The organism is Streptomyces sp. NPDC002125, from assembly GCF_053593715.1.
Genome location: NZ_JBSFDD010000020.1, coordinates 67,445 through 81,780, shown reverse-complemented (window position 1 = coordinate 81,780; position 14,336 = coordinate 67,445). Strand labels below are relative to the sequence as shown.

Annotated in this window: 12 protein-coding genes; 6 read left to right on the top strand and 6 right to left on the bottom strand. The window is 72.3% G+C overall.

Annotated elements, in window-relative coordinates; all coding sequences use genetic code 11:
- Positions 1-32: 32 nt before the first annotated feature.
- Positions 33-2,108: a beta-galactosidase gene (locus tag ACWCQM_RS28620; RefSeq protein ID WP_450917991.1), complete on the top strand. Its 2,076-nt coding sequence runs from the start codon at positions 33-35 to the stop codon at positions 2,106-2,108.
- A 92-nt stretch (positions 2,109-2,200) separates the two neighbouring features.
- Positions 2,201-4,345 (top strand): SpoIIE family protein phosphatase, encoded by a 2,145-nt coding sequence (locus ACWCQM_RS28615; protein WP_450917990.1) that lies wholly within the window; start codon positions 2,201-2,203, stop codon positions 4,343-4,345.
- Between the two features lie 60 nt (positions 4,346-4,405).
- On the opposite strand, the gene ACWCQM_RS28610 is transcribed toward ACWCQM_RS28615, so the two are convergent.
- The 3 genes from ACWCQM_RS28610 to ACWCQM_RS28600 all read right to left on the bottom strand — a co-directional run bounded on the left by ACWCQM_RS28610 (position 4,406) and on the right by ACWCQM_RS28600 (position 9,068).
- Complete coding sequence (locus ACWCQM_RS28610; RefSeq protein WP_450917989.1) at positions 4,406-5,851, bottom strand: glyceraldehyde-3-phosphate dehydrogenase; 1,446 nt, start codon at positions 5,849-5,851, stop codon at positions 4,406-4,408.
- A gap of 158 nt (positions 5,852-6,009) precedes the next feature.
- Complete coding sequence (locus ACWCQM_RS28605; RefSeq protein ID WP_450917988.1) at positions 6,010-8,364, bottom strand: ABC transporter permease; 2,355 nt, start codon at positions 8,362-8,364, stop codon at positions 6,010-6,012.
- The gene (locus ACWCQM_RS28600) at positions 8,361-9,068 is read right to left on the bottom strand and encodes an ABC transporter ATP-binding protein (protein WP_267077431.1); all 708 of its coding nucleotides are present in this window, start codon (positions 9,066-9,068) and stop codon (positions 8,361-8,363) included. The genes ACWCQM_RS28605 and ACWCQM_RS28600 overlap by 4 nt, the downstream gene beginning before the upstream one ends.
- Positions 9,069-9,283: 215 nt before the next feature.
- Between ACWCQM_RS28600 and ACWCQM_RS28595 the strand changes: the two genes are divergently transcribed.
- Together ACWCQM_RS28595 and ACWCQM_RS28590 are read left to right on the top strand one after the other, a co-directional pair.
- Positions 9,284-10,576 carry a sensor histidine kinase gene (locus ACWCQM_RS28595; protein WP_450918043.1) on the top strand — a complete coding sequence of 431 codons (1,293 nt, stop codon included), beginning with the start codon at positions 9,284-9,286 and terminating at the stop codon, positions 10,574-10,576.
- The gene (locus tag ACWCQM_RS28590) at positions 10,573-11,268 is read left to right on the top strand and encodes a response regulator (RefSeq protein ID WP_450917987.1); all 696 of its coding nucleotides are present in this window, start codon (positions 10,573-10,575) and stop codon (positions 11,266-11,268) included. The genes ACWCQM_RS28595 and ACWCQM_RS28590 overlap by 4 nt, the downstream gene beginning before the upstream one ends.
- A gap of 262 nt (positions 11,269-11,530) precedes the next feature.
- On the opposite strand, the gene ACWCQM_RS28585 is transcribed toward ACWCQM_RS28590, so the two are convergent.
- Positions 11,531-11,773, bottom strand: coding sequence for a DUF6411 family protein (locus ACWCQM_RS28585; RefSeq protein WP_450917986.1), 243 nt, complete (start codon positions 11,771-11,773; stop codon positions 11,531-11,533).
- 173 nt (positions 11,774-11,946) lie between these two features.
- On the opposite strand from ACWCQM_RS28585, the gene ACWCQM_RS28580 reads away from it, so the two are divergent.
- Positions 11,947-12,414, top strand: coding sequence for a hypothetical protein (locus ACWCQM_RS28580; protein WP_450917985.1), 468 nt, complete (start codon positions 11,947-11,949; stop codon positions 12,412-12,414).
- Positions 12,415-12,429: 15 nt separating this feature from the next.
- On the opposite strand, the gene ACWCQM_RS28575 is transcribed toward ACWCQM_RS28580, so the two are convergent.
- Positions 12,430-12,858 (bottom strand): MerR family transcriptional regulator, encoded by a 429-nt coding sequence (locus tag ACWCQM_RS28575; RefSeq protein WP_450917984.1) that lies wholly within the window; start codon positions 12,856-12,858, stop codon positions 12,430-12,432.
- Between the two features lie 82 nt (positions 12,859-12,940).
- Here ACWCQM_RS28575 and ACWCQM_RS28570 point away from each other — a divergent pair, with 82 nt between their 5' ends.
- Positions 12,941-13,606, top strand: coding sequence for an SDR family NAD(P)-dependent oxidoreductase (locus tag ACWCQM_RS28570; RefSeq protein ID WP_450917983.1), 666 nt, complete (start codon positions 12,941-12,943; stop codon positions 13,604-13,606).
- Positions 13,607-13,680: 74 nt separating this feature from the next.
- Here the strand turns inward: ACWCQM_RS28570 and ACWCQM_RS28565 are convergent, their stop codons facing one another.
- Positions 13,681-14,178, bottom strand: coding sequence for a hypothetical protein (locus tag ACWCQM_RS28565; RefSeq protein ID WP_450917982.1), 498 nt, complete (start codon positions 14,176-14,178; stop codon positions 13,681-13,683).
- Positions 14,179-14,336: the final 158 nt, after the last annotated feature.

Genomic DNA, 14,336 nt, shown 5'->3' with positions numbered 1-14,336 from the left:
GAACCCTTTCCCCGCAACCGAGGAGAACGCACATGGCCGACCAGCCGGCGCAAGGCACGGGCACCGTCGTGCCGTGGAAACCGGACGGCCTCGCCTACGGCGGCGACTACAACCCCGAACAGTGGCCGAGGGAGGTCTGGCGCGAGGACATCGCGCTCATGAAGGAGGCCGGCGTCAGCCTGGTGACGGTCGGGGTGTTCGCCTGGGGACTGCTCGAACCCGACGAGGGCACGTACGACTTCGCATGGCTCGACAGCGTCCTCGGTCTGCTCCACGGGGCCGGCATCGCCGTGGACCTGGCGACGCCGACCGCCGCGCCGCCCTCCTGGCTGCTGGGCAAGCACCCGGACATCCTGCCGGTCCGTGCCGACGGAACCCGCCTGGCCCCGGGGAGCAGGCTCGGCTGGTGCGCGAGCAACCCGCACTGGCGGACGCACTCCCTGCGCATCGTGCGAGCCCTGGGCGAGAGGTACGGCGCGCACCCCGCGGTACGCATGTGGCACGTGGGCAACGAGTACGGAAACGGCAACCGGCTCTGCCACTGCGCGCACTCCGCACGCGCCTTCCGTACCTGGCTCGCGGGGCGCCACGGTTCACTCGACGCGGTCAACGCCGCCTGGGGCACGGCCTTCTGGGGTCACCGCTACGGCGCGTGGGAGGAGATCGAGCCGCCGAGGGACGCGGGAATGCCGGGAAATCCGGGCCTCGTTCTGGACTTCTCACGCTTCTCCTCCGACGCCTTGCTCGGACAGTACGAGGCCGAGCGCGCAGTGCTGCGTGAACTCTCGCCCGACCGCCACGCCACCACGAACTTCATGGTCGGCGCCGGACCCCACGTCGTCGACCACGCCGCCTGGACGCCCGCCGTCGACGTGGTCTCCACGGACCACTACACGATGGGCGCGGACCCCCACCGCGAGCAGGAGCTGGCCTTCAGCGCGGACCGGACCCGGGGGCTCGCGGGCCGCAGGCCCTGGCTCCTGATGGAGCACGCGGCGAGCGCGGTGAGCTGGCAGCCGCGCAACCTCGCGAAGGAGCCCGGCGAGATGGCCCTGAACTCCCTGGCCCATGTCGCCCGCGGAGCCGACGGAGCCCTGTTCTTCCAGTGGCGGCAGTCCGCGGCCGGATCCGAGCAGTACCACTCCGCGATGGTGCCCCATGCGGGAACCCGGTCCCGGGTCTGGAAGGAGGTGCGAGAGCTCGGCGCGGCGCTGCGCGCGCTGGCGCCCGTGGCAGGCACGGAGGTCGCCCCCGCCGGTGTCGCGCTCCTGGTGGACGACGAGGCGGCCTGGGCCTGGGACGCGGGCCCCAAACCGCACCAGGGGCTGCGCATCACCGACGTGGCGCGGGAGTACCACCGCGCACTGTGGCGGCGGAACATCCTCACCGACGTGATCACGCCCCGCACGCCCCTGGAGGGGTACGAAGCGGTCGTCGTCCCCGCTCTCTACCTCGTCGGCGACGAGACCATCCGCGCGCTGGAGGCGTACACGCACAGCGGCGGCCGTGTGCTCGTCACCCATCTGTCGGGAATCGTGGACCCGGCGAACAGGGTGCGGCTCGGGGGCTACCCCGGCGCCTTCAGGGACATGCTCGGGGTGCACGTCGAGGAGTTCCGGCCCCTGCCCGACGGTGTGGACGGCACCCTGGACACCGGATGGACCTACAGCCGGTGGACGGAGCACCTCCACGCGGACGGCGCGGAAGTGATCGCATCGTACGACGGGGGCCCGCTCGGCGGCCTGCCCGCCGTGACCCGGAACCCGGTGGGCGAGGGAGAGGCGTGGTACGTCTCGGCGGACCTCGGGCAGGAGGGCGTCGAGAGCCTGCTCCGCCGCTTTCTCGCCCCGACGGGGGTGAGGCCCACGGCTCGCACACCCGCCGGAGTCGAGGCGGTACGGCGTGTGTCGGCCACCGGCTCGTACCTGTTCCTGCTGAACCACACGGGGGAGGAGGTCACCGTGGAGGCGAGCGGTGAGGACCTGGTGTGCGGTCGCTCCGTCGGCGGGCGCGCCCGGCTCGCCGCCCGCTCGTACCTGGTGCTGGAGCAGGCTCCCGGCGAGGGTGCGGCTGAGCCAAACGGCTATGACGGGCCGAGGGGCGGTTGAGGGCCGGTAGCCGCACGGGCATGCTGGAACAAAGGTCGCATATCGATGTTCGTGGGCGACCTGCCTAGGCGGGGAGGACGAGTGATGGGCCCATGAACGCGGACGAGACGGGTCGTGGCGGCCCGCCAGCGGAAGGCGACGGTCCCGCACGGGCCGCCTTCGGCCCGCCGTCCGCCGAAGTGCGCTGCCGGATCCTGGACCAGCTGCCGGTGCCGGTGGCCTACTTCGGCCGGGACATGCTGCTCGGTATGGCCAACGGGACGGCGGCCGGAGCCGTGGACAGGACCGAGGCGTCGATGCTCGGGCTGCGTCCCGGGGAGATCGAGCCCGGACTGTACCTGGAGGGCGGGGAAGGCCTCGGAGAGGCCATCGAGCGGGTGATGCACTCGGGCGAGGGCGAGCCCTACGAGACGCACCTCATGGTCCGGGACACCGAGCACATCTGGCAGGCGGCGCTGTCGCCCGTACGCGACGCCGCCGGCGAGGTGCAGGGCGTGAGTGTCGTGACGCTCGACACGACCGAGCAGTTCTGGGCGCGCCGGCGCCTGGCCGTACTGAGCAAGGCCAGCATGCGCATCGGCAGCACCCTTGACGTGGGCCGCACCGCCGAGGAGCTCGCGGAGCTGGCCATCGAGGACTTCGCCGACTTCGTGACCGTCGACCTGCTGTCCGAGGTGCTGACCGGCGACGAGGCGCGCTCCGTGCTGCACCGGGAGAGGATCTCCTTCCACCGGGTGGCCCAGCGGTCCGTGCTCGCGGGCTGCCCCGAATCGGTCGTCCCGCTCGGGGAGATCCACGAGTACAGCCGCAACTCCGTGGTGGGTGGCGCGCTGATCAGCGGAGAGCCGGCCCGCTACACCGTCGACGAGGAGGCCCTGCGGAGCTGGACGGACGACCCCGCACGGGCGCGGAGCCTGCGGATCAACAAGGTCCATTCGGTACTGGTCGTTCCGCTGCGGGCCCGCGGCATCACCCTCGGCATCGCACTGTTCTGCCGCCACCGGACCCCCGCCGGATTCGGCGCCGCAGACCTCCAGCTCGCGGCCGAGCTCGTCTCGCGGGCGGCCGTCTGCGTGGACAACGCCCGCCGCTACACCCGCGAGCGGGCCACGGCACTCGCCCTGCAGCGCAGTCTGCTGCCCCGCCGCGCCGCACGTCAGAAGGCCGTCGACGTCACCGCGCGCTATCTCCCGAACACCGGAGGCGCGGGCATCGGAGGCGACTGGTTCGACGTCATCCCGCTGTCCGGCGCCCGGGTCGCCCTGGTCGTCGGTGACGTCGTCGGCCACGGCCTGCACGCCTCCGCCACCATGGGAAGGCTCCGCACCGCCGTGCGGACGCTGGCCGACGTCGACCTCGCCCCCGAGGAGCTGCTCACCCAGCTCGACGACCTGGTGATGACGCTCGACCGCGAACAGCCGCCCGACAGCGCCGACGGCGCGACGGTCGCGGGCGCGACCTGCCTGTACGCCGTGTACGACCCGGCGACCGGGCACTGCACGATGGCCAGGGCGGGCCACCCCGAGCCGATGCTGGCCCGCCCCGACGGGACTGTCGAACAGCTGCGGCTGCCCTCGGGACCGCCGCTGGGAGTGGGCGGACTGCCCTTCGAGGCGGCGGACTTCGAGCTGCCCGGGGGCAGCAGGCTCGCCCTCTACACGGACGGACTGATCGAGACGGCGGGCCGGGACATCGACGACTCCCTCGCCGAGCTCCGCGCGCTGCTCGGCCGCCCCGCGCTCTCCCTCGAAGACGCATGCGACGCCGTCATGGACGCACTCGTCCCCGAGCAGCCGGACGACGACGTCGCCCTCCTGCTGGCCCGTACCCGGCGCCTGGACGCGGGCCACTTCGTCACGTGGGACCTGGTCGCCGATCCGGCCGTCGTGTCCAACGCCCGCAAGCGCGCCTCGGCGCAACTCATGGCATGGGGCCTGGACGACGCCGTGTTCACCACCGAGCTGGTCGTCTCCGAGCTGGTCACCAACGCCATCCGCTACGGCGGGGACCCGATCCGCCTCCGGCTCATCAGGGACACCGCGCTCATCTGCGAGGTCGTCGACGGCAGCAGCACCGCCCCGCACCTGCGCCGCGCCCGGATCTTCGACGAGGGCGGACGCGGACTCCTGCTCGTCGCGAGCCTCACCGAGCGCTGGGGCACCCGCTACACCGCCACCGGCAAGACCATCTGGGCCGAACAGCCCCTGCCCGGCGCCGAGGAGGGGGAAGTCGCCTGAGACCGGACGCCCCGTGGGGCGGGCGGGCGGCTCCCGGCGCGGGAGCCGCCCGCCCGGCGGTCAGGCCGCCGGTGCCGGGTAGGTCGGGTACTCCACGCCGGAGACGTGCTGGACGACCCGGATGACCTGGGAGGAGTAGCCGAACTCGTTGTCGTACCAGAGGTAGAGGATCGCGTTGTCGCCCTCGACCTTCGTGGCTCCGGCGTCGACGATCGAGGCGTGGCGCGAGCCGATGAAGTCGCTCGACACCGCGTCGGGGGCGGTGATGAAGTCGATCTGGCGCCTGAGCGGAGAGGTCAGCGACACGTTCCGGAGGTAGTCGAGGACCTCCTCGCGGCTGGTGCCGCGCGCGAGCTGAAGATTCAGGATCGCGATCGAGACGTCCGGCACCGGGACGCGGATCGAGCTGCCGGTGATCTTCGCCTGGAGGTCGGGCAGCGCCTTCGTGACGGCGGAGGCGGCACCGGTCTCGGTGATCACCATGTTGAGCGGCGCCGAACGGCCGCGCCGGTCGGAGTTGTGGTAATTGTCCAGCAGGTTCTGGTCGTTGGTGAACGAGTGGACGGTCTCGACATGGCCGCGGAGTACGCCGTACTCGTCCGCCATCGCCTTCAGCGGCGGCACGATCGCGTTGGTGGTGCAGGAGGCGCAGGAGATGATCTGCTCGTCCGGCTTGATCATGTCGTGGTTCACGCCATGGACGATGTTGAGGACGTCCCCCTTGCCCGGGGCGGTGAGGACGACCTTCGCGATACCGGGCCGCAGGTGCTTGGAGAGGCCCTCACGGTCGCGCCACCGGCCGGTGTTGTCGATGAGGATGGCGTCCTTGATGCCGTGCGCCGTGTAGTCGACCGAGGTCGGGTCGTCCGAGTAGATGACCTGGATCTCGTTGCCGTTGGCGATGATCCTGCTGTTCGCCTCGTCGACGGTGATCGTGCCCTGGAACTGGCCGTGGATCGAGTCGCGGCGCAGCAGCGACGCGCGCTTGACGATGTCCTGCCCGGCGCCCTGGCGTACGACGATGGCGCGCAGCCGCAGGCCGTTGCCCGAGCCGGTCTTCTCGATGAGCAGGCGGGCCAGCAGGCGGCCGATGCGGCCGAATCCGTAGAGCACGACGTCGCGCGACTCGCGGCGCTCCGTCTTGTTGGCGCCGGTGGCGCCGGCCACGGCCTCGGCGGTGAAGTCCGCCACCGAGAGACCGCGGTCGTCGGTCCGGTAGGTCGCGGCGAGCATGCCGAGGTCGATCTGCGAAGGGCCGAGGTCGAGCGCGGTCAGCGCGTGCAGGAACGGCAGCGTCTCGGTGACCGAGAGCTCCTCGCCGGCTATCTGCCGGGCGAAGCGGTGGGTCTTGAGGATGCTGACCACCGACTTGTTCACCAGGGAGCGGCTGTGGAGCAGGATCGTGACATCCCGCTCGCGGTGCAGCTTCCCGATGATCGGGATCATCGACTCCGCGATCTCCTCGCGGGTCTTCCAATTGGTGAACGAGTCCTCGGTGGCAGTCACAAGTCCATCTTTCGAGCTAGGCGGTGCTCATATGTTAACCGCACCCGATTTTGATCATGCAATCGGTGCCCTGACCTGTGACCGCCGCCGGTCCGGGGCGCCCGTGCCCGAGCGCGTGACCGCCCCCGCACACCGGTCGCCCCGGACCGGCCCGGCTCCTACTCGGTGCGCAGAGCCGTGGCGGTCCGGGTCCGCGCGGCCCAGCCGGCGGGCAGGAGCGCACCCGCGGTGGCGATGAGCAGGCCGCCCAGTGCGAGCGGGAGCAGTTGGGCCGGGCCGTAGACGGCGATGACCGAGTCGGGCAGCCGCAGCCCCACGCCCTCGCCCATCTCGGGCAGCACCCAGCCGTGCAGGGCCACGCCGAGCGGCACGCCCAGGGCTCCCGCGGCCAGCCCGGTCACCACGACCGAGGTGATGACCATCGCGACGGTCTGCCGGGGGGTCATGCCCAGGGCCTTGTGGATGCCGAGCTCCCGGAAGCGCTCGCGGGTGTCGAGCAGAACGCTGTTGAGCACACCGAGCGCGGCGACGGCGACGAGCATCAGCGTGAGGACCACGGAGAGCGCGTTGAGCGTGACGACCATGTCACCGCCGGAGCTGAGCCCGCCCTCCTGTGCCGTGGACCCCAGCGGTGCGAGGTCCTCGTTCAGCGCGTCGACGTAGTCGGACACCCCGGTCCCCGGTGCGACCGCGATGTGATGGCTCGTGTCCGTCAGGTCGGGGCGTGCGGACGCGAGCGTCGCCACGTCGGTGAAGACCTGCATGCCGTCGTTGCGCGGGTCCAGCACCTCGCCGACGATCCGGACCGTGACCGGCTCGGCCAGACCGTTCACCGTGACGGTGTCGCCGACGCGGGTGCCGGTGGTGGCCAGGAAGGGGGTCGGGACCACGGCCTCGCCGGGCCTGTCGATCCAGCGGCCCGAGACCATCGTGTAGCCGCCCCAGGACGCGTCGTGGGTGAAGGCGATCACGTCGACGATGCCGGTCACGCCGGACAGGGTCGCGCGGATGGTCGCGGCGCTGTAGTACTTCCCGGTTCCGGGGCCGGCCTCGATCGCCGCGGCGACCGCGGCGGGGTCGGCCGCCGGCCGCTTCTCCTCGCCGGGAAGCGGGGGCGCGAAGTCGGGCGGTGGCGCGGGCACCGTGACATCGGCGACATCGTGCGCCCTGGCCTCCATCACCTCGCCGAGCGAGGCGACCATACCCACGGTGAACGTGACGGCGACGGTGCCGAACAGCACCGCCGTGCCCATGGCCAGCACCCGGGCGGGCCGCGCGAAGGGCCGGGTCAGGCCCAGTGCGACCGGCTGCGGCAACGGCAGCCGCCCGGCCAGTCGGGCGGCCCACCGCCCGCGCCCCGTCACGGTTGTGCGCCCGACGGCGAGTGCGTCCACCGTACGAAGACGCCCGGCCCGCCAGGCACTTGCCCACGCGGTCACCGCCACGAGGCCGAGCACCCCGCCGGCCACCGCCAGGTCGACCCAGGGGGCGATCGTCAGGGACGAGGAGCCGTAGACCTCCCCTGTCTCCGCCAGTACGGGCACGGCCAGCAGGTGACCGGTGAGAACACCGAGAACCGTGCCGGCGGTGGCCGGGACCAGCGCCTGGCCGACGTAGGCCCGTACGACCTGGGCCGGGGTGAAACCGACCGCCTTGAGGATGCCGATGCGGCGGGTCCCCGTCCCGACCGCCGCCGCGACGACGTTGCCGACGATGAGCACCGACATGACCAGGCCGAGCGTCCCGAACGCGACGAGGAACGGGATGTAGACGGCCGTGTCGCGCTCGGCGCTCTTCTTCACGGCCAGCCAGGACTGTTCGCCGACGACCGCTTCCGGCGGCAGGGCCCCGGTCACGGCCGCGCGGCCCGCGGCGATCGCGGCGCCGGCGCCGGTGTCCGCGCCGGCGAAGCGGTAGAGCATCTGGTAGCCGCCGCCCCCGGGAGCGGTGAGCGCCGGCATCTGGGACGGGACCACCCAGGCGTCGGCGGTCCCGGTGACCGACCGGGCCGTCCCGACCACCGTCAGCGCCGGGTCACCGGGCAGGCCGGGGAGGACGACCTCTGCGCCCAGGACCGGGACGAGCGGGGCTCCGGCGGACAGGACCAGCTCGCCGGGACGCGCCGGCCACCGTCCGTCGAGCAGCCTCACCTCGTCCACGTCCTCGCCGGGGCCCTCCCGGCCGACCACGGTGATCGGCCAGCCGGGGCTGGGCCCGTCCGGCTCCGGAGTGACCGTCGCCGTACGGAAAGGACCGGCCGCACCGCTCACACCTTCGGCGTCCGCGGACTGCGACAGCTGCGCGGCGCTCACTTCGGCCGCGTCGAACTCGACGGACAGATGAGCGCCGTGCTGGTCCGCGAAGGCGTCGGAGAAGGGCGCGCCGGAGACCACGAGCAGCGATCCGCCGAGGACGGACGCGGCCACCGCCATCATCGTGGCGAGCCCGATCACCAGCGTCTGCACCCGGCGCCTCGCCACCCCCGAGCGCACCACCCTGCCGAGCGCGCTCATCGGACGCCCTCCGGGGTGACGGCGTCCGACCGGACGTCGTCGGTGATCCGGCCGTCGGCGATCCGGACCGTACGGTGCGTGCAGGACCGGGCCAGAGCGAGATCGTGCGTGACCAGGACGATGGTCTGCCCCTCGGCGTTGAGGCCGGTGAGCAGCCTGGCGACGTCCTGTCCCGCGGCCGTGTCCAGGGCTCCTGTCGGCTCGTCGGCCAGGAGCAGCGCGGGCCGGTTCATCAACGCCCGTGCCACCGCCACGCGCTGGCGCTCGCCGCCGGACAGCTTTCCGGGGTAGGAACGGGCGTGCCGGGCGATACCGAGGGTCTCCAGGAGTTCCGCCGCCCGGCGGTCCGCCTCCGCGCGGGACACACCAGCCAGCCGCGCGGGCAGGACGACGTTGTCGGCGACGGTCAGATCGTCGAGCAGGTTGAAGAACTGGAAGATCATGCCGATCCTGGACCGCCGGTACAGCGCGGCACCGGCCTCGCCCAGCCGGTCCACCCTCACCCCGTCCACGGTCACGGTCCCGGTGTCCGGCCGGTCCAGGCCCGCGATCAGGTTGAGCAGGGTGGACTTGCCGCTGCCGGAGGGTCCGAGGATCGCGACGGCCTCTCCGGGCCGCACCGTGAGCGATGCTTCGTGCAGCGCGGGCGGGCCGTCTCCGTAGCGGCGGCTCGCCCCGCGCAGTTCGATCACCGACGTGGTCATGGAGTGGCTCCTCGGGTTCGGGCTGCTGGCCTCCCGAACGCTAGGAGCGGGCCCGGCCGTCACGCGTCGCCCGCCCGGACCCCATGCGGTACCGCACCGGGATGAGCCCCGGAGAAGTCATCCCTGCGATGTAGGCGGCTGATGTACCCGCCGCGCCGGGAACGGCCACTGAGACGGACTCGCGGGCCCCGCGCGGTGGCGACAATGAACCCGTGATGAACGCAACTACGGCGTCGGCCCGGCTGCGGGAAGCGCTCCGTGACGCCCGGAGCCCGTCGGGCCCGCCCCCGCGGCCCACCCGGCGCGCCAGGCGGTTCGACGCACTCCTGGCGCTGGTGCTCGGCGTCACCACCCTCCACTACGCCGTCGACAACTGGAGGCAGCAGGCGGACGGGCTCCCACCCGGCGTGGTCCGCCATGTGCCGCCCTCCGGCCTCGACGGGCTGACCCTCATGGTGACCCTCGCGTTCGTCGCCTCGGCCGCGCTCGCGCTGCGCCGCCGCTACCCGCTCGCCATGCTGTGCGTGGTGACGGCCGCGGCCCTGCTCACCCCGTACGACGTATCGCGGCTCACCTTCTACGCGTTCGTCGTCGCCGTCTACAGCGCCGCCGTCCACAGCCCCTACCGGGCGGCGACCCTGGCGGTGCTTCCGGTGGCGGTCGTGCTGGTCGGGACGGCCGGGAACTCGGTGAGACCGATCGTCCCCAACGAGTACGTCGCGCTGCTGATCCTGGCTCCGATGGCGGTGGCCGCCATCGGAGTGCGTACCTGGAGACTCCGGAGCGACGAGAGCCGCACCCGCCTTTCCGCCCTGGAACGCGAACAGACCGAGGCGCTGCGCCGGGCGGTCGAGCACGAGCGGGCCAGGATAGCCCGCGAACTGCACGACGTCGTCACCCACAACGTCAGCGTGATGATCATCCAGGCCGGTGCCGCGCGCACGGTCATGAAGACCTCGCCCGAGCAGGCCGGGGAGGCGCTGCTGGCCGTCGAGGCCGGCGGGCGGGCGGCCATGACCGAACTGCGCCACGTCATGGGCCTGCTCACCGTGGGAGGCGAGGACGACGGCACGGGCGAGGGCACGGACATGGCCGGCACCGACGCGGGGCTGGCCCCGCAGCCCGGCCTCGGCCAGCTGGAGGCACTGGTCGGGCGGGTCCGGGACACCGGGCTGCCGGTCGGCCTCACCGTGACCGGCCCGCCACGTCCCCTCCCGCCCGGCGTGGAACTCACCGCCTACCGTGTGGTCCAGGAAGCCCTGACCAACAGCGTGAAGCACGCGTCCGGCTCCGCCGCCGCGGTGACCGTCGAGTACGGCCAGGAGCGGCTCCGCGTCGAAGTCACCGACACCGGTGGGCACATGGGCGAGGGGGCGCTCACCGGGAACGGCCGGGGCCTGATCGGCCTGCGCGAGCGCCTCGCCGTCTACGAAGGAACCCTGAACACCGGCCGTCGTCTGACGGGGGGCTACCGTGTGGAAGCCCTGATCCCGCTGGAGGCACCGTGACCGAGCCGCTGCGCGTGCTCCTCGCCGACGACCAGACCCTCGTCCGCACCGGATTCCGGATGATCCTCGGAGCCGACGGCATCGATGTCGTCGCCGAGGCGGCCGACGGAGCCGAAGCGGTCCAAGCGGTCCGCCGCAGCCGGCCGGACGTGGTCCTGATGGACATCCGGATGCCCGGTACGGACGGCCTGGAAGCCACCCGTCGCATCCTCACGGGCGCCCCGGGCGAACCCCGCGTCATCATCCTGACCACCTTCGACCTCGACCGGTACGTCTACGCGGCGCTGGCCGCCGGTGCCAGCGGCTTCCTGCTCAAGGACGTCACCCCTGAGCACCTGACCGCGGCCGTGCGCACGGTCCGTACGGGCGACGCCCTTCTGGCGCCTGCCATCACGCGCCGGCTCGTGCAGCGGTTCGCCCGGCGCGGCAGCGACACCGAGGCCCTCCACCGCGACCTCGCCTCGCTCACCCCGCGCGAACTGGAGGTCCTCGGCCTGCTGGCCCGGGGGCTGAGCAACGCGGAACTCGCCACCCGCCTCCGTCTGGCGGAGGCGACCGTCAAGACCCACGTCGCCCGGATCCTCGGGAAGCTCGGCCTGCGCGACCGTGTCCAGGCCGTCATCGTCGCCTACGAGACGGGGCTGGTCAGTGTCGGCGGACGCGAGGCCGCCGACCCCGCCGAGCAGCCGTGAGCCGCTGCGGCGGGGTGACACGGGGTGCCGCGGTCGATCTCTCCCATGTCTGCGGGGATCCCGAACGCATCGTGAGTCCGCATGCGGGGACGGCCGCCCTGCCTGTCGCCGCGGGCACGATCCTGCTGAACCCGCTGTTCAGGCGCCCTCTGGCGACCATCGAGCGCTAGCGGGACCGGGGGAGAGACCCCCAGCGCTTCGGCAGCCTCCTGCTCGGCCTGGAGACCGATCCGCGGCAGGCGGTGTCGGGCGGCCTCCGTCGTCAGAACGGAAAACGCCTGCGCGCCCGGCGGCCGGCGGAGCCGCTGCTGCCCACGGCCTTGGAGCTGCTGCGGAAGGGCTTGCTGAAGATCCGGCCCAGGGCGCCCGGCGCCTTGCCACCCATGCGAGATCCGACCCCCAGGGTCCGCTGGGTGCCGCGTTCGGGGTGGCGGGACAGGCGGGGGACGAAGAACGCGAGGACGGCCAGAACGATACAGACGGCGACGATGCCGACGATCACCATGATGCACTCCCGAGGTCGATGTGACCTGCCGTGTGCCCGGCCGGCCGACCGGTATGCACCGCCGGTACGGGCACGGGCCCGCACGGTCCAAGAGGGGCCCGACAGCGGACCGCAGGCATCGGCCGCCGCAGGGCGGGCAGGCGCGAGACATGCTCGGAAGCCACGCACGGCCCGTGACGTACCCGCTCCACCGCCCGTCCCTTTCGGCGGCAGGAGCGGTCAAGACCCCCGCGCACCATGGCCGCGAGGGCCGCCACCGGTTGCCCGGCCACCGCAGGGGGGCCTGGCACCGGCGTGTACTCGCCTACAGAAAGGTCGAGTTGGTCCAGTCCGCTGGGCGGAGCGCCGACGACCGCTGCCTGCTTCTGGTACTGGTGCGCAAGGTGGTCGGCCAAGTGGAATTCCGCCTCTGCGCCTCCTGCTCGGAGGGGGTCATCACCGAGGTGAGCATCGAGAACCGGTTCCACGGCAGCGGGCTGGGCACCAGGGCGCTCTCCCACCTCCGGGCCCGATACCCCGGAGTCGTCTGGCGTACCACGCTCGACCGGCGCGTGACCCGCGACCTCATGCGCCGGATGCGGGTCCTGCGGCAGGCGGAGGGCTCCCGGTGCTCCCATACGAGCGACCGGACGGTCGAGTGATGCCGAGCCGCTCGCTCACTCATCCGGAGGGTCCGGGAGCCTCCGGTCCGCAGAGGCGGGGGAGGTGTCCCGCGCCGGCTCCTTCCCGTCCCAGGACGCCGTGGCGAGGATGGTGTCCAGGATCGTCCTCGAACTCTCGAGGAGGGCGATCGACTCGGAGACGCGGGCACGTTCGCGCCGTATCACCCCGACGAAGGTCGGGCAGCCGGCCGGCATCTCGAGCTCGCCCTTGCTGTGGACACAGTGCACCACCTGGGCGATGACCGTGGTGGAGAGCCCCGCGGCGAGCAGCGCCCGGACGTGGTTCACCCTCGCGACATCCGTCTCGGCGTAGTCGCGGTAGCCGTTGCCCGACCGGGCGGGCCGGAGCAGCCCCTGTTCCTCGTAGTAGCGCAACAGCCTCCTGCTCACGCCGGTTTCGCTCGCCAGGTCACCGATGCGCATTTCGGCTTCTCCTTGACCTTCACATGGATGTGACGCCCTACCGTCCTCAGTATTGCTGGTGGCGAAGCGGAGGAGCGCAACCATGTCAGGTGCGGTAATCATCGGGGCGGGGCCCGGGATCGGGCAGGCGGTCGCCCATCGGTTCGCACGGGAGGGCCTGCCGATCACGCTGATCTCGCGGCGTGGACAGCAGATGGCAGACGTGGCCCGCTCGGTGGCCTCCCACGGCGTTCCCGTCGTCACGTTACGGGCCGACAGCACCGACCGGGCCGAGCTGGACGCGGCTCTCCGCCAGGCTGTCGACAGACATGGCGTTCCGCAGGTCGCCGTGTACAACGCCGCCCTCGTACGAGCGGACGAACTGGGCGAGTTGTCGGTGCGCGAGCACCTGGACGCGTGGGCGGTCAACGTCATCGGAGCCGTCAACGCGGCAGCGCGCCTCCTGCCGGCCATGGCGGCCCGCGGGAGCGGCACGTTTCTCGCAACGGGTGGAATGCCGGAACCCAAGCCGCAGTACGTGAGCCTCTCCCTGGGCAAGTCGGGTCTCCGGACGCTGACCACACTGCTCGACCAGCAGTACGGAGCCGCCGGGGTGCATGTGGCCGCTGTCACCGTGGACGGCCCGGTGGCACCCGGCACCGACTTCGACCCCGACCGCATCGCGGAGCACTACTGGCGGCTGCACACGCAGCCGCGCCACCTCTGGACACAGGAGGTGGTGCACTCCGGGGCCTCGTCGGCACGTTGACACCCGAGCCCGCTCGCGTGCACCGCGGCGTCGTCGGCCGGCGACGTCCCCGGCCCCGGGCGCCCCGAAAGACCTCAGTCGGGGACCCCTGGCATGCCCCATCGAGCGGCTCTGTCACCGACTTCGGCCTCCGGGCATGCGCGGCGCCACCGGGTGAGGTCGGGATCACGGCCCGGGCGTCCGTGCAGGAGGTGCCTGTCGCGCAGGCGCAGGCGCAGTGATGCCAGGTCGAGCACGTTGTCGTGGATGAGGAGGACGCGGACCACGTGGTGGGGGTCGTGCTCCGTGATCCGTCCGCCGACACGGCGGAGGTGGAGTCGGGCAGGGCCGTCGGCCCCGCCCGGGACAATGCGCGCCTCGACCAGGCGCCGACGGTCCCACACCGCGTGCACGGCCTCCGCGCACCAGTAGAGAGCGCCTGCGTAGAGCACCCATGTGGCGTCGGAGCCGGTCCAGATCAACAGGCCGAGGAAGCCGATGCAGCCGGACGTCACTCCGACGCGCCGGAGTCGCGGAACCATCCGCAGGCTCTTGTCATCCGCATCCCAGAGCAGGACTTCGCCGGCAGTCATACCGCCATGATGGGCCCTGTCCCCCCTCGTGGAAAGCCCGGAGCCTTCCGCCAAGGACCGCCCGGTCAGGGAGACTTCGGCCCGGACCGTACTCGGCGTCGGTCCCGTGGGTCCCGTGGGTCCCCACGGGGATGCTGTGGGTCATGAAGGGGCGGCCG

What these genes read in the sequence shown, in the direction of transcription:
- ACWCQM_RS28620 (WP_450917991.1), top strand. Translation starts at nt 33, where the DNA reads ATGGCCGACCAGCCGGCGCAAGGCACGGGCACCGTCGTGCCGTGGAAA.
- ACWCQM_RS28615 (WP_450917990.1), top strand. Translation starts at nt 2,201, where the DNA reads ATGAACGCGGACGAGACGGGTCGTGGCGGCCCGCCAGCGGAAGGCGAC.
- ACWCQM_RS28605 (WP_450917988.1), bottom strand. Translation starts at nt 8,364, where the DNA reads ATGAGCGCGCTCGGCAGGGTGGTGCGCTCGGGGGTGGCGAGGCGCCGG.
- ACWCQM_RS28600 (WP_267077431.1), bottom strand. Translation starts at nt 9,068, where the DNA reads ATGACCACGTCGGTGATCGAACTGCGCGGGGCGAGCCGCCGCTACGGA.
- ACWCQM_RS28595 (WP_450918043.1), top strand. Translation starts at nt 9,284, where the DNA reads ATGAACGCAACTACGGCGTCGGCCCGGCTGCGGGAAGCGCTCCGTGAC.
- ACWCQM_RS28585 (WP_450917986.1), bottom strand. Translation starts at nt 11,773, where the DNA reads ATGGTGATCGTCGGCATCGTCGCCGTCTGTATCGTTCTGGCCGTCCTC.
- ACWCQM_RS28575 (WP_450917984.1), bottom strand. Translation starts at nt 12,858, where the DNA reads ATGCGCATCGGTGACCTGGCGAGCGAAACCGGCGTGAGCAGGAGGCTG.
- ACWCQM_RS28570 (WP_450917983.1), top strand. Translation starts at nt 12,941, where the DNA reads ATGTCAGGTGCGGTAATCATCGGGGCGGGGCCCGGGATCGGGCAGGCG.
- ACWCQM_RS28565 (WP_450917982.1), bottom strand. Translation starts at nt 14,178, where the DNA reads ATGACTGCCGGCGAAGTCCTGCTCTGGGATGCGGATGACAAGAGCCTG.